Below are 25267 nucleotides of genomic sequence, written 5' to 3' on the forward strand. Positions count from 1 at the left end.
GCTTACAAAAGCAATGTATCTACCCGGAAAGCCAGCACTTTGTTTTCACAGCCAGACCAGGAGAAGATCGTAAAACGACCATCCTGCGAAGCAACCAGCGCAATGGAATCCCGCTGATCGAATACAAACTGAGCAGCTGATAAGTGTCTTGTCCCACCATTCTGAACCGGGTGGATCACCTGTCCGACATTGCCTATAATCGGTTCGGTAACCAGCATTTCTTCCACTGGGGAACCTTCGGCAGCCCGGCCGATCTTCGCGCCAAATGCCAGCAATTCGTAACTATCGTTGATGATTGTAGCACCATCAACCGCAGTTAACCCTGCCAAATTGCTGATAGCCGAACTAAATTGATTTTGCCATGAAATCGGATTGGGTTCCGCCAGATATCGTTTGTTCAATTCTGCTAACTCCGAAAAAGCAGGCTGAACATGATAGGTAATGGGATGTATAATTGAATTTCGCCAGGTTTCTTTGCCCTTTGGAACAACCAATAAAATACCGCCGCGCTCGTGGCTTCGCATGGAAACCGCGAGTTGCACCAGCAAATTGGGCGATTCATTCCAAAGCGGTCTGGAACCAAAACCGATCATAGAATTGATCACAGACGGACAATCACGGACTTTTCCGCTTTGTTCGTTCACAATTTTCACCTGATCGCCTTTCAAGACCGCAACATTAACGAATTTCCCAAACCCATCCACCCTGCGATGCTTAATGACCAGCATGCCCGGTTCGATAACCTCCAATACGAAACACAATCCGGGAATAACCCTTGTAGTACCCCATATGCGCAATTCGTCACCATCCATCCAAACACCCAAATGAATACCTGAGCGTTCTACTGCGGGTGCAAGCTTGGTTAGGACATTGGCTGTCAATGAAAGTTTCTCAGCAAAAATCAGGGGATGCTCCGCAGATTCAGGCGGCAAGTAGGCAATGGACACCTTGGGTGACCTACCCTCCTCACGTCGCAAACTCGCCCAAAAAGTTGTATCGATGATTGTTTCAACGATTTTAGCATCGGGCTTGGGAGCCAGTTCGTGCTCGTAATATTTGCCAACCGAAATATGGTGACGCTCAAAATGAGCTGCTACCAGCGCAGCCACAGAACGCGCAGCTTTATAGGTAGATACCGGTACTGTATCGCCGGTTTTGATGTTAAATTCTGGATTATCCGTCATTTCGCATTACCTGAAATTTTGAAAAGGAGCAGTGTCAAAGGCTGCAACGCGGTTGCAACCCGCGTTGCAGCGCACTTAGGTTGAATTGAAGCCGAGTTACTTGGTTGAACAAAGACTTTTCTCAAAAAGTTGGGCTGCCACAATCATTTAAACCCTGAAAGATCGTTCTCTAAAAACGCACTGAGTATTTTTTTTCACACATTCAATTAAACCCTACCCACAATTTTTGGTTTCCACACTGATATTGAATTGCTTCCGAAATAAATAAAAGTGGCCCTTCAATATCGAATAAATTTTATCAAATGTTCTTGCAACCAATCCGTAGAGTATTGTATCATTCAAAACATGCCGGTAAATAATTTGCCGCGAACATTTGTTAAAACAGTTAGAAGTTATGCTTGATTTTCTGAAAAATATACCTTGCTTGCAACAATCCCGTTATTTTCTCAGTATAAGAACACAAAGTTGTAATAATCAAATTAAGTGTTCGGAAAATCCCGTAAAGCCTGACCTAAATCTATAAATCAAATTCGGGCTTCTGATTTAAGTTCAATTCCTCCCTTCTCTGAATCTATCTTTAAATAGTGTCCGGGATTAACTAATCCTGAAAATTTTGTTGCTTGAATTACAGAAATTCAAGTCATTCTGATACCAGGCGTATATAGTTTTTGAGAGCTTAGAAAATACAATTTTTCATTGGTTCAATTATTTAACAACAGGCAGTGCTTCACTGCGATGTAAAAAAGAAAAGCTATCGATAAAACATTATACGCTACACTAAACTGTATGATTAATGAAAAGCATCTCCGTAGTAATTCCGAATTTTAACGGAAAACATTTGTTCGAAAAATATTTTGAGAACAATTACAAGATACTCAACGGACTTGGTCCCAAAGTTCAGATCATCGTGGTGGACGACGCCTCCACAGATGACTCAGTCAATTATTTAGAAGAAAATTATGGCGACAACATTACCATAATCCGCAAAGAAAAAAACTCAGGTTTTGCGAATACTTGTAACCTGGGAATCAAAAAAGCCTTTAATGACCTTATCTTCCTGCTCAACACAGATGTGACGTTGGAAGAAGGTTATTTCGAAAAACTTTACAAATATTTTGAGCTCGAAGATACTTTTGGTGTGATGGGCCGCATCATTGGCATGGAGGATGACAACATTCTGGATGCCGCCCGGTCTCCCAAAATTCTGGGAAGGAAGATCAAGCCAAGTAATTTCTTTTATCTGCAGGATTCCGACAGCCTCACCCCTACATTCTACCTTTCCGGCGCCATCGCATTAATGGACACCAGGAAGCTGAAAGCCATCAACGGGTTCAATGAGATGTTTAATCCCTATTATGGAGAAGATCAGGAAATGTCGATCCGGGCATGGCGATTGGGCTGGAAATGCTATTACGAGCACAACGCGGTATGCCGTCACGAGGTATCTGCAAGCACTAAAAGCCATAAAGATGCGAATTCCATCAAACGGATTTATTTCCGCAATCGCTACTACATGCATCATTTGCATCTGCACGGAGCTGATCTGAATCTATATCATTTGCAGGTTGTGCTAAGCGATGTGCTTCCCAGTATTTTGACACTTCAATTCTACAAAGCCCAGGCATATGTTGATTTTCTGAGAAATATGAATGAGCTAAAAATGAAGAAAACCGCGTTCAAGAGACAAATGAAAATCCATAAGTCTAACATTGGGATTATCGACGTTATCAAGAATATTCATATCATGCTTAAATACAAGCAGGTAATTAAATTATAGTCACCGACGCTACTCTAAACGGATAAGCAGTAATTTGCATCCCCAAACCGGAAATTTAACGATTTCCGGCTTTTACTTTTTAGGCACACCCCGTGTTGCCACCTTTTAATAATGAAAACATACTTCCGATTATTATCCTTTGCTCAACCCATTGCCCGATTTGCTTTTCCATACGTCTTTTGTACAGTTCTGGGGGTCATATTCAATACATTAAATCTGGCGCTTCTTGCTCCGCTGCTCACAACCTTATTCAATAACAATTCTGCTGAGGCAGAGCTGGTTACCAAGCCAAATAGCTGGTTCGATGTTACCGGGTTGCTCAATTATTACGCGCAACAAGCCAACCTCACGTATGGCCCGCATGGGGCTTTGCAAATCGTCTGCGGTATCATTGTCGCTTCCGTATTGCTATCCAATGTCTTCAAATACTTTTCGCAAAGGATCATGGAAAATCTCCGGATCCATACCTTGCTGAGCTTGCGCAAAAAGGTCTTTAACAATGTGATGAACCTGCATGTGGGCTATTTCAGCAGCCAGAGAAAAGGGGATATTATTTCAAAAATCGCTTCCGACGTACAGGTAGTACAGTTTTCCGTCACGGGAACATTACAGGTTGTTTTCAAAGAACCCCTGCAATTACTGGCCTATATCTTCATGCTTTTCGCTACTTCCGCAAAGCTTACGTTTTTCGCTATTCTGGTTATTCCAATATCCGCGTTTCTGATTTCCAGGATCGTAAAAAGATTAAAGGAACAGGCAAGCCAGGCGCAGCACCTTTTTGGTTTAATGATCAGTTACCTCGACGAAGCATTGTCTGGAATCAAAGTGATCAAAGCATTTAATGCTACCGAGGAAATCAAGGATAAATTCCATCAGGAAAATGTCCGCTATTCTGAACTTGGACGTAAGATGGCACGTCGGCAGCAGCTTAGTTCTCCGGTTTCAGAGTTTCTTGGCGTAACCATGGTCGCCATCATTGTGCTTTATGGCGGCTCCTTAATTCTTGATAATCAGTCGGAACTGAGCGTTTCTAAATTTGTAGCCTACATTGCATTATTCTCCCAGGTGATGCGTCCTGCCAAAGCAATCACGGATTCGTTCAGCACGATTCACGCGGGTATTGCAGCAGGCGAGCGTGTTTTGGAATTGATTGATGAAAAGCCTGAAATCAGGGACGCCCCGGATGCTGTTGATATTGTTGAATTCAATGAAGGTATTAAGCTCGAAAATCTCTCTTTTTCTTATCCCGCCCGGCCCGTTCTAAAATCAATTAATGTTGTGATACCGAAAGGGAAAACGGTTGCCCTGGTCGGGCCGTCTGGCGGTGGTAAGTCTACCTTAATGGACTTAATCCCGAGATTTATCGACGCGCAGGATGGTGCAGTGACCATTGACGGGATCAATGTGAAACAAATCAAACTGGAATCGCTCTGGTCGCTTTTCGGATTTGTCAATCAGGAATCCATGCTTTTCAATGATACGATTTTCAATAACATTGCATTTGGTAATCCGGATGCTACCTTAGAGCAAGTGGAAGCGGCTGCCAGAGTGGCGAATGCCCACGAATTCATTACGGACACCGAAAATGGCTACTGGAGTAACATCGGGGATCGGGGTATGAAGCTTTCGGGAGGACAAAAACAAAGGATCTGCATTGCCAGGGCAGTATTAAAAAACCCGCCGATCATGCTTTTAGATGAAGCTACCTCAGCATTAGATACAGAATCGGAAAAACTGGTGCAGGAAGCCCTGAACAATCTGATGCAAAACAGGACGTCTCTTGTCATCGCGCACCGATTGAGCACGATCCAGAAAGCGGATAAGATACTGGTTTTGGAAGATGGGAAAATTGTTGAGCAAGGATCTCATTTCGAGCTGATCGCACACGGAGGCCTCTACAAACGGCTGATCGATATGCAGACATTTAATGAGTAGTTTTATCAATTAGTGAATATGTTCAAAAAGAGAAATCTGATTTCCAGGCTTTGGCTGAAACATACGGACAAAATCCGTTACAAGCAGTACAAGTGGGAGTTAAGAAATCAGAAACAGTTGGCATTTGCTAACTTCATTACGGAGGCGGAAAAACTAACCAGCCCCGCAAAAATTAAAAAATACGCCGAGCAAAATGGCCGTATCAGGCTGAGTCACAGCGGCAATGCCGGCGATATAATTTATGCGTTGCCTACCATCGAAGCCATTCGCAATTTTACCAATGTTAAAATAGAATTATATCTGCGCTTAGGCCAGCCCCTGATCCTTTCGGGTTACAACTCACATCCATTGGGAAATGTGATGATGAATCAGAAAATGGCAGAAATGCTGATTACCCTTCTGAAACCGCAGCCCTACATTGACCTGATCGACATTCATACGGATCAGATTATCGATATCGACCTCGATTATTTCCGCGCCGGAGGCATACCCTTGGATAAAGGCAACATTGCCCGCTGGTGCAGTTACCTGACCGGCGTCAATCCGGTTTTATGGAAGTCATGGCTGAATGTAGAACCTGATAAAAGTTATTCTGATACCATCGTGATGGCCAGAAGCGAGCGTTACCGGAATTATACGATCAACTATAAATTCCTGAATGACTATCAAAATATTGTGTTCATTGGGGTAGAATCGGAATTTATTGATATCAAGAAAACAATCCCTCACATTCAGTGGGTACAGGTCGATGATTTTATGCAAATGGCCCAAATCATCGCAGGGGCGAAGTTTTTTATCGGAAACCAATCATTTCCCTACTCCATTGCCGAAGGCCTGAAAGTCCCGCGTATCCTGGAAACTTCTTTTGAAGTGATCAATGTAGTGCCTGAAGGCGGAAATGGATACGATTTCTTCTTCCAGGAGCACCTTGAATCGCTGGTCAAAACGCTTGATGAACAAAAATAAACCGTTTTGAAAAGCTGATTGTCAGATATGGATTCAAAGAAAAAAGCAGCTGTTGTCATCCCCATTTATAAAACGGAGCTTTCTGCATTTGAAAAGATATCTTTAATGCAATGCCAAAAAGTCCTCTCCAATCATCCAATCATCGCAGTAGCCCCGGAAGGGCTCGACTTATCAGAATTGGGAGCCGGTTCGAATTTCAGCCAGATTATCACTTTCGACAAAACATTCTTTCAGGGAGTCCAGGGTTACAATAGCCTGATGCTAAGCGCCAATTTTTACGAAAAACTCAATGATTTCGAGTTTATTTTGATTTACCAGCTGGATGCTTTTGTGTTTAGCGATTCGCTCCTGCTTTGGTGTAATAGCGGATACGATTACATTGGCGCTCCCTGGCCCAAGCGGCTGGCAGAGCCTGACATCATCAAAGCCACGAAAACCAAACTCATTACTTTCTATCATCAGTGGCGCAATACCATAGAAGACGGCTTGCCAAGCCAGCGTCAATTTGATAATCAGGTAGGTAATGGCGGATTTTCTTTGCGAAGGGTAGAGAAATTTTTCGGATTGGCCAGCCGAATGCAGGAAAAAATAAATGAATATCATTTGCGCACCGAACACCAGTTTCACGAAGATGTATTCTGGAGCATTGAAGTGAACCGCAAACTTCGCAGGCTCAAAATCCCTTCTTTCAAAACGGCCTATAAATTTTCCATTGAAAATAATCCCGAGCGGGGCGTAAAATTTAACGGTGGTAAACTTCCTTTCGGCTGTCATTCCTGGGACCACCATCTCGATTTCTGGAAACCTTACCTAACCGATTTGGGATACAAAGTTTAAGTAATGCTTCTATCCCGCTTTCTCCAAACACGCCAAAGGTCAGCGTAGACCTTATACCATTTAAAAGGCCCGAAAATACGTGAATGACGTGCATTCCAAATGATTGCAATTAATTTGTCATACGAACTTCCTAGGTTTAACTGCCTGTTGAAGAACATTTTAAAGGCCCGTCTTTCATAACGCAGCATCATTTTTTCATCCAGTCCGTCCACATTCACTGGTAAATGCCGACTCCATTTTTTATGGATTTTCAGTATGGCATCTTCCCATTGCTTCGAAAACGTTCCCTCGGAAAAATGCTTTAAAAGGATATCATAAGTGACCGCTACCTGATGCTTTTGCCCTACCGTTAGTGAAAAATCGATGTCGTAACCATGAAAGCCAGTCAATAGATTTTGATCAAATGCCTTTGCTGGCAAAATAGATTTTCGCGCGCACATCCAGCAGCCATCAATGGTTGCCACCAGCGAAAGCCTTTCATTTTTTGGATTCCGATGGTCAAGAAATTCTTTCTTGCCTCCATATTTAAACCCCTGGATCAAATTGCAGTAGAACTGACCATTTATTTCTAAATCTGCATTGTACCAGCTGGAAGGTACCAGCGATTTATACCCTCCGCCAGCAATACCAAAAAGGCCCAATTCCTTATTTTTTTCGAAAATCTCGATAACCTTTACTCCCCATTCCGCCGTCAGCATCTCGATGTCTTCATGCATAAAGCAAAGATATTCGTACTTAGCACGCTGAATTCCAAGGTTATATATTTCACAAATACCTTTTTGATCCTGTGAATTGTCGAACGCGATGATTTCGTATTTTGTCCCAATGGTTTTCTCAATATTCTCCTTTACGACAGATAAATCCTGGGGGTCGACAGAGCATATTATAACAGATATCATGAAGCGTAAAGTTAATAGTTTAAGTAGAATCCGCCCCTTCATCGTGTTTTATAACCATTATCAATTCCAAGAATTATTATGAACCGCTTGCTTCTCGTCCTATTACTCATCGTCAACACGACCGTCTTTGGCCAGGTAAAATTAGCGCGCCTATTTTCCGATCACGTTGTATTACAAAGGCAAAAACCAATTCCGGTTTGGGGTTGGGCAAAGGCAGGCGAAAAAGTAAAAGTGGCACTGGCTGGTCATACGGCCGAAGCGAAGAGCGATGCCTCAGGAAAATGGATGGTTACAATTAAGGCATTGGAAGCTGGTGGCCCGCATACACTCTTAGTAACAGCGAAGTCGGGCAATTCAAGCATCAGTGATGTGCTGATCGGAGAAGTATGGCTTTGCTCCGGACAATCCAACATGGAATGGCCGGTACGGGCTGCGAATAATTATGAAAAAGAAAAGCAAAACGCCGAATTTCCCCAAATTCGACATTTCAGGGTTGAACATTTGGTAACGCTCACGCCGGAAAAGGATCTCAAAACCGGCGAATGGGAAATAGCTTCCGAGGAAACAGTTGGTGGCTTTTCAGCGATCGGCTTTTTCTTCGCCCGCGAATTATACCAAAAACTGAATGTTCCTATTGGTATCCTGCATTCATCCTGGGGTGGTTCGCAGATCGAAGGCTGGATCAGCAAAGAAGCCATGATGGCTGATAATGAATTGAAATCATACGCGCAGACCATGCCAAAAACATGGGAGGATGCGGATTTGGTAATGGGAGCCAAACTTAAAAAGCAGCTTTTGAAAAGTGAGTCTGCAATGCCTACTGCAGAGGATGAGAAAAAATATGTATCTGGCAATGCTGATTTTGGAAACTGGCAAAAAGCAGCCGATCCGATTGGACAATGGGATTGGAAAGGCTTAATGGGTTTTCGGGGTAAGGGTTATATGGCCAAAGAAATTGAACTGGCCGATGACATTGTCTCTAAATCAACCATGCTGACATTGCCTGAAAATGACAGTCCCAATGAAATTTTTATCAATGGAAAATTGATTAACGAAAGCGCATTGAAAGGCGTCCGAAAAATACAGATCCCGGCCGGCAGCTGGAAGGCCGGGAAAAATCAATTGGTCATCAAATCGGGCAATATGATCTCAACTCCCTGGTTCGGTCCCGGTTTTATGGGATCTGCCAATGATCTATATATTGAGGAAGGTGCTAAAAAAATAAGCCTGTCGAAAGATTGGTATCTCATGCCGTCGTTTGCCGAGAAACATGAGTTCGCACATTTGATGAACAATGTAGGAACGACCATTTACAATGCCATGATTGTGCCCCTGCTGCCTTTTGCAATTCGCGGAAGTCTTTGGTATCAGGGCGAAAGCAATGCGGGAAGAGCTTATCAGTACCGTCAATCGTTTCCTTTAATGATCAACGATTGGCGCAAATCATGGAACGATAACTTTTCATTTTATTGGGTACAGCTATCCAGCTTTGGAAGCGACCAAAGTAGCAATCAGGGAAGCAATTGGGCCGAACTGCGCGAAGCGCAAAACATGACATTAAGCCTGCCCAAAACCGGGATGGCCGTCAGCACTGATGTAGGCAACCCCAAAGATATCCACCCGACGAATAAGCAAGATGTGGCTCACAGGCTGGCGAAAAATGCGCTTAAACTGGATTATGGGATGGACATTCCATACGCATCACCCCTTTTCGACAATGCGCAATTTGATGATGCAAAAGCTGTAATCTCCTTTAAACATGCAGAAAACGGATTAATGGTCAAAGATCGCTATGAGTACCTGAAAGGCTTTGAAATCGCTGGTGACGATAAGGTCTTTTATTACGCGAAAGCGGAAATTCAGGGAAATAAAGTAGTGTTATCCCATCCCAAAGTGCCCAAGCCTGCGGCTGTGAGATACGGCTGGTCGGATGCGCCCGAAGACGCCAATCTGTACAGCACCGACGGCTTTCCAGCAAGTGCGTTCAGGACGGATAACTGGCCGGGGATTACGGAGAAGGGGAAGTTTCAATGATGTCAATTTTGAATGAGTGAATGAGTGAATTTTGAATGAATGAATGAATGATTGTTTTTATGGTTCGATTTTTCGTTTTGTGTGTTGCGGTTGGTTCGGTTCTCATTTTTGGGGCTTATCGGTTTAATGGGGACAAAAAAGCTTCCGGGAATGATTGGCCGGAATATCTCGGTGGGCCTGACCGTAACCACTATTCCACGCTGACCCAGATTAATCCGGAGAATGTTAAAAACCTGAAAGTAGCTTGGAGCTATTCCATGCCGGACTCGGGTCAGACACAGGCTAATCCAATCATTGTCGATGGCATTTTGTACGGCGTTACGCCTGCCGTTCAGGCATTTGCATTGGATGCTGCCACGGGAAAACAGATCTGGATTTTTGGTGATAAATCAAAAAACAGCTCCAATACAAGCCGCGGCCTCACCTATTGGCGTGATGGGGACGATATCAGGATCATGCATGCTATGGGTGCTTTCCTGTACGCACTCGACGCCAAAACAGGAAAAATCATTGAAAGCTTTGGAGATAAGGGGAAAATAGATTTGCGCACGGGACTTCCGGACGTTGCTAAGAACAAATACATGGTTTCCAACACGCCAGGGACCATTTTTGAAGATCTGATTATTATGCCGATCCGGCTTTCTGAAGATTCCGATGCCGCACCCGGCGATTTGCGCGCATTTAATGTGCGCACCGGTAAATTGGAATGGACATTTCACACCATCCCTTACCCTGGCGAATTCGGATACGAGACATTCCCCCCAGATGCGTATAAAAATACCTTTACCGGAGCAGCCAATAACTGGTCGGGAACCGCCATAGACCGCCAGCGGGGCATATTATATGTTCCTACCGGCTCGGCGGGATATGATTTTTATGGCGCGAAAAGAAAAGGAGCTAACCTTTTCGCAAACTGTCTGCTCGCATTGGATGCCCGGACCGGCAAGCGCCTCTGGCATTACCAGACCATGCACCACGACATCTGGGACCGCGACCTGCCAGCACCTCCTAACCTGATTACGGTAACCAAAAACGGTCAGAAAATCGACGCAGTTGCGCAGGTAAGTAAGCAAGGTTACGTTTTTATCTTTGACCGCGTTACAGGAAAACCGCTTTTCCCAATTAAAGAAGTAACTGCTCCCTCAAACGCACTTCCCGGCGAATTCCCCTGGCCTACCCAACCTGTGCCTACAAAACCGGCTGCTTATGCACGGCAGGCTTACACACTTACCGAAAAAGACATCAGTATCCATGCGCCTGACCACGATTCCCTCGTCATTAAATTCAAAGGATATAAAAAAGCATTATTTGCAGCGCCGAGCAAGGAAGGGACCATTATCATGCCCGGTTTCGACGGCGGAGCAGAATGGGGCGGAGCCGCTGCCGATCCGGATGAAGGCATTTTATATGTCAATAGCAATGAAATGGCCTGGATCCTGACTATGCAGGATAAGCCAAGAGAAAGCCAATTGTCGAGTCTGAGCCCCGGCGAGAAAACGTACACCACTTATTGCGTCACCTGCCATGGCCCGCAGCGGAAAGGAAATGCTAAAAGCGGCTATCCATGTCTGGTGGATATTGGCCAGCGCCGAGACAGGGCTTTTGTAAATCAATTGATCACCACCGGAAAAGGCATGATGCCAGGTTTCCCCATGCTTACTGCGAAGGAAAAGCATTCGCTGATTGCATTCCTGTTTGGGGATGAAAAAGTAGAGGCTGCATCGGCTGTCCCTGTATCAAAAAAGACCTATCTGCCTTTTGAAAGTACTGGTTACAATAAATTTCTTGACGCCAACGGCCTTCCGGCCATATCACCTCCCTGGGGAACATTGAATGCAATTAATTTAAATACAGGCGAGTACCTTTGGAAAATCCCCTTCGGCGAAGTAGCCTCTTTAAAAGCCAAAGGTGTCCCCACAACCGGTACCGAAAACTATGGAGGCCCGGTAGTAACAGCCAGTGGGCTTTTATTCATTGCTGCAACCAAGGATGGCATGTTTCGGGCATTTGATAAAAAAACCGGAAAGCTATTGTGGGAAACCGTTCTGCCGGCAGCCGCTTTTGCAACACCTTCTACTTATGAGGTCAATGGAAAACAATTTGTTGTGATTGCTTGCGGAGGTTCTAAACTCGGGACTAGAAAGGGAAATCAGTACGTGGCATTCGCCCTTGAATAAATAATAGGGCTCCTTCTGGCTTTGAGCGAGTGTTGTACTAAACCGTCTGGATCCAACTCAACATTTTCTTGCGGCCAGCCGCATCCGGCAATTTACCTGTTCCGGCAGAAATGTTGTCAACGAGATGTTTGGCATCGGATGTGCCTGGGATGACGCAGGTAACGGCCTCGTTGCTAAGGATAAATTTGAGAAAAAACTGCGCCCAGCTTTTAATGTCATAATCTGCCGCCCACTCCGGAAGCTCCTTACCTTTCACCGCCCTGAACAACGCACCCTGTTCAAATGGCTCATTAATAATCACTGCTACCCCATTGTCCTTAGCGGCATTGAGCAGGCTTTTTTCTGCATTTCGCGAGCGGATTGAGTAGTTGAACTGGACAAAGTCAACGGCTTTCGATTTTACAATTTGCTCCAAACGAGCGTGGGCAGAGTCGGTATAATGGGTTATCCCAATGTATTTTACTTTTCCCTGTTCTTTCCAGGATTTCAAAGTGGTTAAATGCGTTTGCCAGTCCTGTAAATTGTGAATCTGCATCAGGTCTATTTTGCTGCGCTTCATTTTTCGCAACGAATCGTTCATTTGCATGATCCCCTGCTCTTTGCCTGTTGTCCACACTTTGGTGGCAAGAAAGAAATGGTCATTCATTTTAAGCTCGTTGGTTAAGTCGCCAATTACCTCTTCTGCCCGGCCATACATCGGTGAAGCGTCAATGACTTTGCCACCTAATTCATGCATTCTAGACAATACCTCTTTCAATGGATTTCGTTCAATAGAGTCGTTGCCCACATCAAACTGCTGCCAGGATCCAAGTCCTACTACCGGAAGCTTTTCTCCTGTCGATGGTATTTTTCTTTCAATCAGCATTTTCTGAGCGTTTTCTGCAAATGATAAATTGCGTTCGAGCATTATTGCCGCACCCGTGGCTGCAATTCCTTTTAGAACTTCCCTTCTTGAAAAAATAGGCCTCATTGTATCGTGGCGTCGTTTGTTGATGTTCAAGTTACATAACAAAAAGTAAAAATGAATACCAAAACGGCTAAAAACAGAAAAGGAGCCAGGTAGAAACCAGACTCCTTTTACTCAATTTTAAACCAAAATCTACTCTACTACTTTTTCTCAATTGTGACATTCACCTTGTAATCTTCCAGCTTTGGTGATTGGGTCGTGTCTGGATAAGGAAGTATTTCGCTTACCCGGATAACGTAATTCACGCCACTCAAAGCAAATGTTTGGAAATCTGCATTCTTATCGCCTTTGAATGTCAGGTTTACATCCGTCTGGTTGGTACCGTCAGACACATTAAATTTAACCTGCGCACTACCCATGTGAATGCAAACGACATTTTTAGGGCAACGGCTATCGTTAACTTCCCGAAGTTCTACTTTCAAATTGTCGCCAGAGGTAGCAACGGTGGTTAATTGGCGGTAAGGGATACTTGTACTTTTGAGTTCAGATTGCGGAGCTGCCTCTTGTTTCTGATCACAGGCAACAGCAGCCACCCAAATCAGTGCAAATAGAATCGTTTTTTTCATGCTAAAATATAATTATAATGATGAAAAGAAACATTACTGAAACGATTGGTTGTAATCACAAAACGATATTCTGAAATTTTACAAATCCAATTCGCCTGCCTGGAATTAACTATCATAGGTAGTCCAGTGTTCCCCTTCTACATGGTGGCCAGCCAGATTTTCACTCCTTTTCTGCCACCAAATAAATCTGCGCATCGCCTAATTGATAAGGCACCATTTCTGTCGAATTATAGACATCAATCGTTTTAAGGCCGTGTTTTCGCAGCAGCCTCCTGATCTCCGATAATGTGTATACGTAATGTTTAAACGAATGCTTCTCAATCCGGTCAGGTTTGGTATAAGTCAGTTCCGTGATCATACAGCTTTCCCTCATGTCATATGAATTGCTGATATCCATTACCATATCGCCGAGCACAAATTGTTTGGTTTTCGGGAAGTTCACGAGGATGCTTTCCGCCACCAGCCCGGAATTAATGACCAGCCGAGCTCCGGTTTTCAATGCAGCCGACACGTTTTGTACAAACAGGTTCATCCCATCATCATCAACATACCCAAAACTATTGCCGAGGCAATAAGCGGCGTCAAATTTTTGCGAAAATGTCGTGGTTAGGATATCGCCCTGAATCACGGTAACAGGCAGATTTTCAGTCGCTAACTGATCCCTAAGCGTGGAAATAAATTCGGCCGAAATGTCCAGGCCGGTAACATTGAATCCCCTCCTCGCCAGCGAGATTGTGTGCCTGCCGAATCCGCACGGAATGTCGAGTATGGAGGTTACCTTGTCCCCAAATACCTTCAAAAGGAAATCAACTTCATTTTCGGTCCAATCCGGAACTGCCGCACGCTCCCACATCTCACAGTTCAGGCCGGAGAAAAATGTTTCATACCAATTGTCTTCAATAATTGCAGTCATGAGCGAATGTAAATCTGGTTCGTTTATTTTGAATCAAAATTACATGCAGCGATTAGGCGTGAATAGTAAAAATCTGCCAAAATCAGTGATGCGTTCTCTTTACCTCTACAAACTGCTCATCCTGCATTCCGTCGTTTTGCTGTAAAAAAGTGGTTGGGGTAGTATCTGCGAAATTCCTGAAATCTTTAATCAGGTGCATCTGATCGTAATAACCACATTCATGGGCGATCACTGTCCAATTTTTTTCAGGAAAGCGCATCTTTTTAAGGATCGTATTATTGAACCTAAAAAGCCTGAAGAAGAATTTAGGAGATGTACCTACCTGCTCATTAAAACGCCTTTCAAAATTGCGCAGGCTCATGTTGGCAGCAGAAGCATAATCGGTCACATCCAAAATCTTACCACCCGAGAGCAACTGGTTGGCAATAGCTGTGATACCATCATTGATTTGGATTGTTTTTTGTTTTTTGAGATAATGGAACAGGAAATGATCAGCAAATTCAGCCATCTGAGAAACATCATTTGCATTTAATAACTTGTCGTGCAAGACCCCTGCGGTTTGACCAAAGACTGCCTCACCTGAAAAAATGTTGTTGGTAAGCTCTGATACAGGTAACCCGAAAATCTTCGAAAATCCATTTGCTTTAAACTGTACAACGAACGTCTTATATACGCCTTGAAATGATAACAAGCCGTTGCTCCGCGTCAGCAATCCAACTACCCAATTGGCATTGTTCATATTTTCTTTGCCAAAAACCGAAACTTCATAAACCTCAGGCTTGTCAGCCAGATAAAACACCAGGCTCGTTTCATTGCTTGCAGGCCAGGTTCCACCAAATGTAACTTGCTCATCCCCCGAAGTGGACAGGATGTAATGATCAACAAAAACTGCAACGGCTGGATGCGGTTTTATGAAAAAGTTGGTAATCATTATGCTATTGCTTATTTGGAAAGATTTCGAGAACAATGCCCTATGAAGTTACGCAAACAATAGATTATCCGACCTAGTTGAGGCATTTTTCAATGTTTATGTACGCAAGTCAGTAAGAAATGCCCGCGATCTAATTTTATAGGCAAGACCTACATTGCCCGAAATGAATCTCGTCAAACGTGCCAATAATCAGGAACTATGAAATTTAGGAAACCTTGGATTGCCGCTTCGTTTCTGATGTGTTTAATCCAGTGTGAAAACTCTTTTGCGCAAAAAAACAAAACACAGTCCGTCCGGACAAAAATCAATACGCCCGAAGAAGAATTGGCCGGGTTTAAAGTGCTGCCGGGCTTTGTAGTGGAATTGGTAGCCAGTGAGCGGGACAGCATTGTTAATCCTGTTGACCTTACTTTTGACGACGCTGGAAGACTTTGGACACAAACAGCCCGCATGTACCCGCTGGATCCTATTGCCGACATTAAGTGGAACGATCTGCTGAAACTGATGGACGATCAGGAAGCGCAAAAAAAACACCCGAGCTTTAAACGGATCCTCAATCTTTATCAAGGCAAAACAAAAGGTACCGACAAGATTATCGTCATTTCTGATCTGTATGGTAAAACCCCCGCGAAAACGACTATTTGGGCGGATGGGCTCACAATTCCCATGAGTATTCTACCGTATAGGGATGGCGCTTACGTGGCGCAGGGATCCGAATTGTTTTTCCTGAATGATAAAAATAAGGACGGCAAAGCTGATGAGCGCGTCCCAATGCTCACGGGATTTGGATTTACAGATACTCACACCATGACGCATTCATTGGTGCGCGGCCCGGGCGACTGGATCCATTTCAGTCATGGTGCTTTGAATAAAGGCGAGGTAACCTCCCTGAAAAGCGATGCCAAACTCAAAATTGATTTCAGCAAGATTGCCCGGTTCTCGCTTGATGCTAAAAAGCTCGAAATCGTCAGTGTCGGCTTAAATAACATCTGGGGATTTCAGCTGAGGCACAATGGGCAATGGTATGGTTCGGAAGCAAATGACCTCGGTTACTCCGTAGCGCCAATGGATCCTGGCTCAGGCTTTCCGGGCATTGGGAATGACCATATCCGGCCTTATCAGCCATTTATGCCAGCATTGCACGAATTCCGCGTGGGCGGCACAGGGATTTCCGGTACTGCGTTTGCCGATGATGCCTCCGGTTCGTTTCCCGATGAATATAAGAATGTGGCCTTTCTGGCAAATCCAATAACGAGCACGATCAATGCTGTCCAAATTATTCACAATGAGGATGGTACGGTAACGGCAAAACATTTACCTGACTTACTAACATCCGAAGACGACTGGTTCCGGCCCGTTAATATGGAATTCGGCCCGGATGGCTGTCTTTACATGGCCGATTGGTACAACAAAATCGTTTCGCATAACGAGTTACCCACCACCCATCCCGACCGCGACAAGACGCACGGACGCATCTGGCGGATCCGGCATGTGAATCAGAAACCGAGGACAATTCCCGATTTTTATGCCACACCGACCGCTGAACTAGTTGAACATCTTAAATCACCATCGCTTTGGGAAAAACGCGCTGCCTGGCACCAGATCACCGATCGGCCGGAAGCTGAGACAAAATCACTGTCACCTGCACTGGTTTCCCTCGCTTTCGACGCCTCGCAGGATGCCGTAACGCGCATTCATGCATTGTGGTCATTGGAAGGGATAAAGCATTACGATGAGAGCGTCATTTCAGCATTCCTGAAATCACACGATGCTGACATTAAACGGGAGGCCATTCGTTCGCTAAACAGCTTTCCGCTGCAACCCTTGCAAAAAGTCCCTGATCTTAAAGACCTTATTGAGGATAAAAATCCGGCTATCCGGGCGCAGGTATTGCGAACAATTTCGGAAGCTGACAAGGCGGACCAAAATGTAATCGGCTTGTTGGTTCAGGCTTCCAAACCCGAACTTGGCGGTAATGCGATGGGTGGTGGTTATGAAAGAAAACAGGAGCGGTTTCTGGCCAGAAAAGCATTGGAACAATATCAGGATGAATTGATGAAGTATGTAAATAGTGGAGCCGCGGATCAGGCCCCGGCTGTAAACATGCTCTGGGCCGTTCAGGCGCTCCCTGACGTCCAAAGAGATATTGCTTTCCTGAAATTTTGGCCAAAAGCAAATGTTTCTGCTCTGGATGAATCGTCTTTTGTGGCCATTGCCGGAATGTTGAAAAACAAGGGCATTTATCAAACAATTAAACCGGTTATTGAAAATCCGGCCAATGCCAGGACTTACCTCACATTTGCGCTTCAAAACCAGTCACAAATCCAGTCCGACGAGCTTTCCAGTCTATTGATTGGCCCGGTAAATACTTTGCTGAAAAGCGGTTCCCAGCCGGATGCAGATCTGGCGCTGGATGCGATCGGACGATTTAAAGTCCCGGAGTTACGGGAAGCTGTTATTGCATTGATGAATGATGAGAGCTCAGACAATACCCTGAAATTAGCATTAAAAGCATTGGAAGGGGATATTAGAAATCAGGAAGTCTTTGGGAGGATCTCAGCCGACAAAAAGCAAAGCTTTGAAACACGTACTTCCGCATTGAACACATTATTAAAAATGGACGCGGCAGCCGGCGAACAAGCAACATTTAAATGGATTCCAGAACTCAATGCAACTCAAAAAAGTGACCTGGCCAATAGCCTATCCTCATCCAGCCAGGGTTCAGCTTTACTTGTTCGTTTGCACGAGAAAAAACTGATTGAGCTTTCAGCATTCAATCTCCCTGCTGCCGAACGCATTGTCAATTCAAACAAAAATGACAGCCGGGCAACCGTTATCCTGAATGCTGTAAAAAAGCGGGAGGAGGAAAGCAGGATTGCATTCAAAGGAAAGTTGACGCGGTACATGGCAGTGGCTGCAAAGAACAATGGCGATGCTGATGCTGGAAAATTGCTTTTTCAAACCTGCTTATCCTGTCATCAGGTGGGTAATAAAGGACAAAATATTGCACCCGCCCTGGACGGTTCGGCCAACCGGGAAAACGAGGCTTTGCTCACCGCGATCCTGGATCCCGATGCTGCGGTGGAGTCGGGTTATGCGGTTTACCGGATTCTCAAAAAAGACGGTTCGAGTGTGGAGGGATACCTTGTTAATAAGGACAATCAAGGCACGACCGTTGCTTTTATGGGTGGCGCAAAAATGTTTATTGAAGCCAATGCCATTAAAAGCCAGGGATTTTTGGGCGGACGATCCTTTATGGTAAAAGGGTTGATCGATGGTTATTCCGACAAGCAGGTCGCTGCTTTGCTTTCCTACATTAAAACTTTGAAATAGTGCGCTGAGCTCATCTGCAATATGTCGTCGAAAGAAAAAAGTATATTGATACTGGGGTGTTTTGATACCAAAGGCGAGATCTTTTCTTACCTCAGAACATGCATTCTAGCTAAAAGTGAGCGGGTGATCACCATGAACACCGGCGTATTGGGCACAACGGATTTATTTCATATTGATTTCGAATCTGATGTCGTCGCCTACGAAGGCGGCGGCAATATTGCCAGCCTCGGAGAAGCCCGGGATCGTGGGAAAGCCATTGATATTATGGGCAAAGGCGCTGCCAGGATCATTTCCAAATTGGTAGCCAATGGAGAAATCAAAGCGGTGATTGGAATGGGTGGCGGCGGGGGTACTTACATTGCACTGGCGGCGATGCAGGAAGTTCCGTTCGGTATGCCGAAACTTTGTCTTACCACGTTAGCAGCAAAAGACCTTTCGCGCCAGATCGGTAACAAGGATATTACCCTGATGTCGTCCGTTGTGGACGTTGCAGGAATGAATAACATTTTGCATTTGCTGGTTGCACAGGCCGCCGCCGCGATTTGTGCGATGGCCAATGTAGAAGTCAAATCGCATCGCAATTCAAAAAGCATTGCCATCAGTATGTTTGGCAATACCACCGAATGTGTCGACAAATGTACGGAACTGCTCAATAAGGCAGGTTATGAAGTACTGGCATTCCACGCGACCGGAGTAGGTGGAAAAACCATGGAATCATTAATCCGCGGAGGCATTTTTGACGCAGTATTGGATGTTACCACCACCGAATTGGCCGACGATCTATGCGGTGGCATTTGCAGCGCAGGACCTGACAGGCTCACCGCAGCCGCAGAAATGGGTATCCCGCAGGTGGTAGTTCCGGGCTGTATGGATATGGTCAACTTTGCGCATATGGATACTATTCCGGTGCAATACAAAGATCGAAAGCTGTATAATTGGGCACCGGATGTAACCTTGATGCGGACCGACTTGGTAGAAAACGCAACATTGGGAAAACGATTGGCTCTCAAAGTGAACGGCTCCGCAGGACCGGTATCCATTGTTTTACCATTAAAAGGCCTGTCGCAAATCGACTCGAAAGGCGGGGTATTTTACTGGCCGGAAGCGAACGAAGCATTGTTCAGCGCCATCAGGGAAAATGTGAATGATCAGGTAGTAATTCACGAAGCTGACTTGCACATCAATGATCCCGAATTTTCAGCTATCCTCGTAAAAACGCTTTTGGATTTGCTTGCCAGGGCCGATATCAGATAAATTTGTCTCCTAAAACAGTTTCAGCCACATTAACAGCCACGAAAGAACATTATGCCAAATCAATGGACAGGTAAGGGAAATCCATATACAAAACAGGAGGTGCGCGATCGTTTGCAAGCCACGCTGGATCAGGGAAAAGCCATTATTGCTGCGGGCGCGGGAACCGGGATCAGCGCCAAATTCATCGAAAAAGGCGGAGCTGACCTGATTATCATTTACAACTCTGGCCGGTTCAGAATGTCAGGACACGGTTCCACCGCAGGCCTCATGGCATATGGCGACGCCAATGCGGTAGCAATGGAAATCGGCGAGTTTGAAGTACTGCCTGTGGTGGAAGAAATTCCTGTGATCTGCGGCGTGCATGGCTCGGATCCGCGTCGCAGAATGTGGCACCATTTGCTGAAAGTAAAGGAGATGGGATTTTCAGGGGTCAATAATTTTCCCACACATTCCATTGTCGACGGGCATTTCAGGCAGGTTTTAGAGGAAACCGGGATGGGTTTTGACAAAGAAGTCGAAATGGTCCGTCTCGCCACGATGATGGATCTGTTTTCCATTGTCTATGTCGCAACTCCGGAAGAGGCGCGCCAAATGGCCAAAGTAGGTGCCGACGCGATCATTGCGCATGTGGGCACGACCATCGGCGGTTCAGTAGGTGTGGTGAATGCGACGGTAACGATGAATCATGCCATCGAACAAACCCAAAAAATTGCGGACGCGGGCAGGGAGGTAAATCCCGATATATTTTTCCTTGCCCATGGTGGTCCAATTAACACGCCCGACGATGTTCGCGAAATTCTCTCTAAAACTAATGTGCACGGCTTTGTAGGGGCATCAAGCCTTGAACGCATGGGCGTAGAAAAATCCCTTACCGATCTGACAAGGGATTTTAAATCTATTACACTTAAAAATCCATAGGATCAGCACGGTCACTCCCCAATCTTAATTGGCACAATTTTAAATTAGTGATCGCGACTTCATAAGACGGACACTTAACGCCTTCACAACATGGACGAAAAAAACTATACTGGTACAATCCCTGAAAACCGGGACGGAGTCGTCATCGATTCGGAAAGCATTCAAAATCTGCCGGACGAGCGCTCGGCCAGGATGTTATATGAAACCGCGCAACGCCGTTTGCTCGATGTGAATGATTGGAATGGGATCGCCACCAAACTGCTCAGCAAGTTCCAGTTAACTGATAAAAACGGTGCATATCTGGGAGCGCCCGCGGAGGAAGGTAATTATATCAAAATCAATATCATTGGCCCGGGAACTGCAACGGGCGACGGCTATGATTGGGTAAGGGTGGAGTCGATTGAAAAATACGCTAGTGACAATGTTGAAAGCATTGGAATGCGCGTGAGGCCGGCCGCTAACCCGACTGAAAGTGCATCTGACATTGCACACTTTTATACGGATGACTCCACCAGCACTTTTACCATTACAAGGGAAGGCACAAAGGTCACGGCGGCAGTTTACGACCGGAATATTAAGGTCAATTCATCTTCAGAAAGCCTGCTCGACCAAGCCAGAAATTCGTTGATTGGGTTAGTGGGAAAAACTTTTTTTTCCAAAATTCAATGGCAATACTTGGCCACTGCCTGGGTAGAATTGTAGCCTTTTCTGGCACGCGATTTATAAGACAAGACCCATCAACAAACTAAAAATGATTTTATGGAAAATTCGGGGAAATACGCGTTAGTTACCGGGGCGACAAGTGGGATTGGTTTGGAACTGGCTAAATTATTTGCGAAAGATGGCTACAATCTGGTTATTGCAGCAAGGGATAATGAAGAACTAGAAATCACTGCCAATGTGCTCCGAACCGAAGGCGTGGAGGTGGTGACCATCGTAAAAGACCTTTTTGACCGAGAAGAGGCATTTTCACTATATGCCGAAATCAAGCAACAAGGGATTGAAATAGAGATATTGGTTAATAACGCCGGTCAGGGTGTTTATGGCAAATTTGAGCAAACGGACATTGACCGGGAATTGATGATCATCGACCTGAATGTTGCGTCGCTGGTCATTTTAACCAAATGCTTTTTACAGGATATGATTGACAGAAACTCGGGAAAAATCCTGAACCTCGCTTCCGTAGCCAGTAAGTTGCCTGGCCCGTGGCAATCGGTTTATCATGGGACCAAAGCATTTGTGCTTTCTTTTACCGAAGCTGTGCGGGAAGAGCTCAAAGACACAGACATTACCATTACTGCTTTGATGCCGGGAGCAACAGATACCGACTTTTTTGCAAAAGCGGATATGCTCGAAAGTAAGGCAGTGCAGGATGAAGGCGCATTGTCCGATCCTGCCGATGTTGCGAAAGACGGTTACGATGCATTAATGGCCGGAAAAGATAAGGTAGTATCAGGATTCAAAAATAAATTGCAAATGGCAATATCTGCTGTGACGCCAGACAGCATGGTGGCGCACCAGATGAATGAGCAGCAAAAACCGATTGAGCTAGGAGAATAGCATAGCAATCCTGAAAAAATAATGAGGCCGGAAATCCTGAATTTCCGGCCTCATTATTTTTAAACGCGATAAAATTAAAGCTCGTTATTAGCAGCTGCCGCTCGATCAGTGACGGACCCTACCAACCCGGTTGTCGCTTCTGTTTCACTTTCGGAACCCTTTTTTAATTCTTTATTATTACTTCGTGGAAAGAACCGATCGGCAAACTGAGTAAGCGTAGTGACAGATCCCGGCATGATACCTTTGAGGGCAGTAACAATCTTTCCCGTCGCCGTCAGTACTACCTCATTTTCTCCATCTTCAATTGCTTCTATGATTTCTTTGGCGGCCGTTTTGGAATCCTGTGCCAAAAATGGCAAAGAATCCGCCAGTTTGAACCATTCGTATTCACTTTCATGATTACCTTTTACAGATACATTTCTCGGACTTCCTGTTCGCATCAGATTAGGAATGACCGTCGTAACCTGAATGTTATCCTTCTTCAATTCAGCACCCATACCTTCGGAAAGTCCGACCATTGCAAATTTGCTAACGCTGTATGGAAGCATATGTGGCACGGCAATCTTTCCTCCAATGGAACAAATATTGGCAATCCGGCCCTCTCCCTGAATCAAGAAATGCGGAATAGCCGCCTTCATAGTATACAATGCCGACCACAAATTAGCGTCCATAACATGTTGGTAATCTTCAATTTCCATCACATTTTCCGGACCGACAACCATAATTCCCGCATTATTGATGAGGACATCCAGGCGGCCAAAATGGCTAATCACTTCCTGAACAACTTTGTTTGCTTCGGAAGCATTGGTCAGATCTGCGCGTATGGCAAGGATTTCTGCTCCTTCCAGTTCAGGATCGAACTCTGCCTTTTCAAGCTGATTCTCAGTTCTGGCACAAATAGCAATTTTAGAGCCCTTTGTAGCCAATACCCGCGCCATTTCCAGCCCAAGTCCCCGCGATCCGCCCGTAATAAGTACCACCTTATCCCGAAAGTCATACCGCGTCATCTTCGTATAAACAATCTTCGCCAAAGCCGCCAACCCAATTCCCGCCGCAGCCATCCAAACCCCCCGCGAACTAACCCCCGAAAACAAATCCAAATTATTTTTCTTCATATAAGCAGTCATTAACCTTTCAATCCCCTTCCTCCCTCTTCCCCTTATTCCCTTTCCACCCTCTTCTTTTCTTCAAATCGGAAAATAAACACTAAACCTCGACCCTATCCCAATCTCACTCTCGGCAAATATCGCAGCACCATGGTTGGCCACTACCTTTTCGCAAATGGCTAGACCGATACCGGTTCCTTCATATTCACTTTTGCTATGCAGCCGCTGGAATACCTGAAAGATCTTTTTTCCATTTTTAGGGTCAAAACCAATACCGTTATCCGATACAGATACCTGATCATAGGCTCGTGCGCCGATCTTCGGATGCACATTTGGTGGAAGATTGGAAGTTTTGATGATTGTCCAATCAACCCGTATTTCAGGACATACACCCACTTTCCTGAATTTTAATGCATTACCTATTAAATTCTGAAACAGCTGGTTAAGTTGTCGCGGATCCCCTTTGACGGCCGGCAGCTCCGAGACCTTCACGACTGCACAAGATTGCTTTATAGACACTTCAAGATCAGTTATAACGTCCGATACGATCGTGTTCAGATCTACCGATTTGTGTTGTATCTGGCCTTCATTAACGCGGGAAAAAACAAGCAAGTCGTTGATAAGTATGGACATGCGCCTCGCGGCAACTTGCATTCTGTCAAGATATTCGCTACCGTCACCTAACTCCTGACCAAATCTTGTCTTAAGCAGGTCGCCAAATGATATGATCTTGCGGAGTGGCTCCTGCAAATCATGACTGGCTACGTAGGCAAATTGCTGAAGATTTTCATTTGACCTTTGAAGCAATTCATTACTATGAACCAACTCTTCATTGATCGCTGTATATTCGACATTCAAATTTTCCAGTTCGTAGTTGGTACTTTCCAGATACGCGATGCGATCTTTTTCGTCCTTTTCAAACGGCACCTTGCCATTGATATTGACAATGATCCCAGAGAAGCATTCAGCCTTCCCGTCGCTGCCAAACCCAGCCTGACCTTTCCAATTAACCCAACGATATGGTTTTTCGTCAGATCCGACCCGGACTTCAATATCCAAAGAACCTTCTGATCCTGCGGTCGTTGCGCCCATGATGGATTTTCTCACGTTTTCGCGATCATCGGGGCAAACAAGGTTGAGCACTTCATCAACAGAGACAGTATCATTTTCCGCAAGCGAAAAACTGCGTTTGCATTGTTCGTTCATCCAGAATTGCTGACTGAATAAATCAAGTTCCCAGCAACCTACACCTGCCAGATTCAATGCATTATTGAGTCTGGCGGTTTCGCCCGGTCCGTCACTACTGAAAGGACTTTTGAGACTAGTCATGGCAGATCCGTTTGAAACGATAATACTGGAATACATTTTTAGAACTATTTCTTTTTGAATAGTATATAAAAAGTGTTCCTTGAATCCAGTAGTTACAAAAAAGATTGGTCTTGCCTTGTTAATTGTTTATCTGTAGATCCTTTTGTTCCATTCCAAAACTTTAACTTACCATTGAATTCTTAAAATAACCCATTAAATCTATTTCATAATGAAGAGGATTAATTATTTCATGATTGCCATAGTGGCGATTTGCACATTGACGGCTAAGGCGAGTATCGAAACAAAAGCGATCGATTTGATTGGTACCTGGAAATATACGGTATCCAATGTACCACCCGAATACGAATCGGGCACCATAACCTTCCAGCAAAAAGGTGACAAAATAGTCGGATTTGTGGGAGAGGAAATGACGGAGCTGAAAGACCTGAAGGTTGATGAGCAAAAAATAACATTTAAACGTGACTTTGAGGGGAGGATCCTCATTGTAAATCTGGTGATGGATGGTGAAATGCTCAAAGGCAATATTGTCGCCGACGATGAGGAATACCCGATCACTGCCGTAAAGGAAATCAAGAAATAAA

20 protein-coding genes are annotated in these 25267 nt (G+C 44.8%); 12 read left to right on the forward strand and 8 right to left on the reverse strand.

Annotated features, from left to right (window positions below; translation table 11 throughout):
* Nucleotides 1–2 precede the first annotated feature (2 nt).
* Nucleotides 3–1184: a putative sensor domain DACNV-containing protein gene (locus tag FHS68_RS17255; RefSeq protein ID WP_167272424.1), complete on the reverse strand. Its 1182-nt coding sequence runs from the start codon at nt 1182–1184 to the stop codon at nt 3–5.
* A gap of 793 nt (nt 1185–1977) precedes the next feature.
* Between FHS68_RS17255 and FHS68_RS17260 the strand changes: the two genes are divergently transcribed.
* From FHS68_RS17260 to FHS68_RS17275, 4 genes are all read left to right on the forward strand, one after another.
* A complete protein-coding gene (locus FHS68_RS17260; protein WP_167272426.1) occupies nt 1978–2961 on the forward strand; it encodes a glycosyltransferase family 2 protein in 984 nt (327 codons plus the stop codon).
* A 111-nt stretch (nt 2962–3072) separates the two neighbouring features.
* Nucleotides 3073–4896: an ABC transporter ATP-binding protein gene (locus tag FHS68_RS17265; RefSeq protein WP_167272428.1), complete on the forward strand. Its 1824-nt coding sequence runs from the start codon at nt 3073–3075 to the stop codon at nt 4894–4896.
* A gap of 18 nt (nt 4897–4914) precedes the next feature.
* Nucleotides 4915–5862, forward strand: a complete 948-nt coding sequence (locus FHS68_RS17270; RefSeq protein WP_167272430.1) for a hypothetical protein — start codon at nt 4915–4917, stop codon at nt 5860–5862.
* 27 nt (nt 5863–5889) lie between these two features.
* Nucleotides 5890–6699, forward strand: coding sequence for a DUF5672 family protein (locus FHS68_RS17275; RefSeq protein ID WP_167272432.1), 810 nt, complete (start codon nt 5890–5892; stop codon nt 6697–6699).
* Here FHS68_RS17275 and FHS68_RS17280 read toward each other — a convergent pair.
* The gene (locus tag FHS68_RS17280) at nt 6696–7598 is read right to left on the reverse strand and encodes a glycosyltransferase (protein ID WP_167272434.1); all 903 of its coding nucleotides are present in this window, start codon (nt 7596–7598) and stop codon (nt 6696–6698) included. The two genes, FHS68_RS17275 and FHS68_RS17280, sit on opposite strands and share 4 nt — an antisense overlap.
* A 78-nt stretch (nt 7599–7676) precedes the next feature.
* Between FHS68_RS17280 and FHS68_RS17285 the strand changes: the two genes are divergently transcribed.
* Both FHS68_RS17285 and FHS68_RS17290 read left to right on the forward strand, forming a co-directional pair.
* Nucleotides 7677–9632, forward strand: coding sequence for a sialate O-acetylesterase (locus FHS68_RS17285; protein ID WP_167272437.1), 1956 nt, complete (start codon nt 7677–7679; stop codon nt 9630–9632).
* A gap of 59 nt (nt 9633–9691) precedes the next feature.
* The gene (locus tag FHS68_RS17290; RefSeq protein ID WP_167272440.1) at nt 9692–11809 is read left to right on the forward strand and encodes an outer membrane protein assembly factor BamB family protein; all 2118 of its coding nucleotides are present in this window, start codon (nt 9692–9694) and stop codon (nt 11807–11809) included.
* A gap of 37 nt (nt 11810–11846) precedes the next feature.
* Here the strand turns inward: FHS68_RS17290 and FHS68_RS17295 are convergent, their stop codons facing one another.
* The 4 genes from FHS68_RS17295 to FHS68_RS17310 form a co-directional block, all read right to left on the reverse strand.
* Nucleotides 11847–12779, reverse strand: coding sequence for an aldo/keto reductase (locus FHS68_RS17295; protein WP_167272443.1), 933 nt, complete (start codon nt 12777–12779; stop codon nt 11847–11849).
* Between the two features lie 137 nt (nt 12780–12916).
* Nucleotides 12917–13342, reverse strand: a complete 426-nt coding sequence (locus FHS68_RS17300) for a hypothetical protein (RefSeq protein ID WP_167272445.1) — start codon at nt 13340–13342, stop codon at nt 12917–12919.
* 160 nt (nt 13343–13502) lie between these two features.
* Entirely contained in the window at nt 13503–14255 is a 753-nt protein-coding gene (locus FHS68_RS17305; protein ID WP_167272448.1) for a class I SAM-dependent methyltransferase, read from the reverse strand.
* Between the two features lie 82 nt (nt 14256–14337).
* A complete protein-coding gene (locus tag FHS68_RS17310; protein WP_167272450.1) occupies nt 14338–15186 on the reverse strand; it encodes a helix-turn-helix domain-containing protein in 849 nt (282 codons plus the stop codon).
* Nucleotides 15187–15384: 198 nt separating this feature from the next.
* Here FHS68_RS17310 and FHS68_RS17315 point away from each other — a divergent pair, with 198 nt between their 5' ends.
* The 5 genes from FHS68_RS17315 to FHS68_RS17335 all read left to right on the forward strand — a co-directional run bounded on the left by FHS68_RS17315 (nt 15385) and on the right by FHS68_RS17335 (nt 22251).
* Nucleotides 15385–18519: a DUF7133 domain-containing protein gene (locus tag FHS68_RS17315; RefSeq protein WP_167272453.1), complete on the forward strand. Its 3135-nt coding sequence runs from the start codon at nt 15385–15387 to the stop codon at nt 18517–18519.
* 21 nt (nt 18520–18540) lie between these two features.
* Entirely contained in the window at nt 18541–19773 is a 1233-nt protein-coding gene (locus FHS68_RS17320) for a Tm-1-like ATP-binding domain-containing protein (RefSeq protein ID WP_167272456.1), read from the forward strand.
* Between the two features lie 51 nt (nt 19774–19824).
* Nucleotides 19825–20691, forward strand: a complete 867-nt coding sequence (locus tag FHS68_RS17325; protein ID WP_167272458.1) for a phosphoenolpyruvate hydrolase family protein — start codon at nt 19825–19827, stop codon at nt 20689–20691.
* Nucleotides 20692–20781: 90 nt separating this feature from the next.
* Nucleotides 20782–21393, forward strand: coding sequence for a hypothetical protein (locus tag FHS68_RS17330; RefSeq protein ID WP_167272461.1), 612 nt, complete (start codon nt 20782–20784; stop codon nt 21391–21393).
* Nucleotides 21394–21450: 57 nt separating this feature from the next.
* The gene (locus FHS68_RS17335) at nt 21451–22251 is read left to right on the forward strand and encodes an SDR family NAD(P)-dependent oxidoreductase (RefSeq protein ID WP_167272463.1); all 801 of its coding nucleotides are present in this window, start codon (nt 21451–21453) and stop codon (nt 22249–22251) included.
* Nucleotides 22252–22325: 74 nt separating this feature from the next.
* Here FHS68_RS17335 and FHS68_RS17340 read toward each other — a convergent pair whose 3' ends face one another.
* Complete coding sequence (locus FHS68_RS17340; protein WP_167272465.1) at nt 22326–23366, reverse strand: SDR family NAD(P)-dependent oxidoreductase; 1041 nt, start codon at nt 23364–23366, stop codon at nt 22326–22328.
* Between the two features lie 72 nt (nt 23367–23438).
* On the reverse strand, nt 23439–24686 hold the full coding sequence (locus FHS68_RS17345; protein WP_167272468.1) for a PAS domain-containing sensor histidine kinase: 1248 nt from the start codon (nt 24684–24686) through the stop codon (nt 23439–23441).
* Nucleotides 24687–24894: 208 nt separating this feature from the next.
* Between FHS68_RS17345 and FHS68_RS17350 the strand changes: the two genes are divergently transcribed.
* The gene (locus tag FHS68_RS17350; RefSeq protein WP_167272470.1) at nt 24895–25266 is read left to right on the forward strand and encodes a hypothetical protein; all 372 of its coding nucleotides are present in this window, start codon (nt 24895–24897) and stop codon (nt 25264–25266) included.
* Nucleotide 25267: the final 1 nt, after the last annotated feature.

This window comes from Dyadobacter arcticus (assembly GCF_011762185.1).
Classification (GTDB): Bacteria; Bacteroidota; Bacteroidia; order Cytophagales; family Spirosomataceae; genus Dyadobacter; species Dyadobacter arcticus.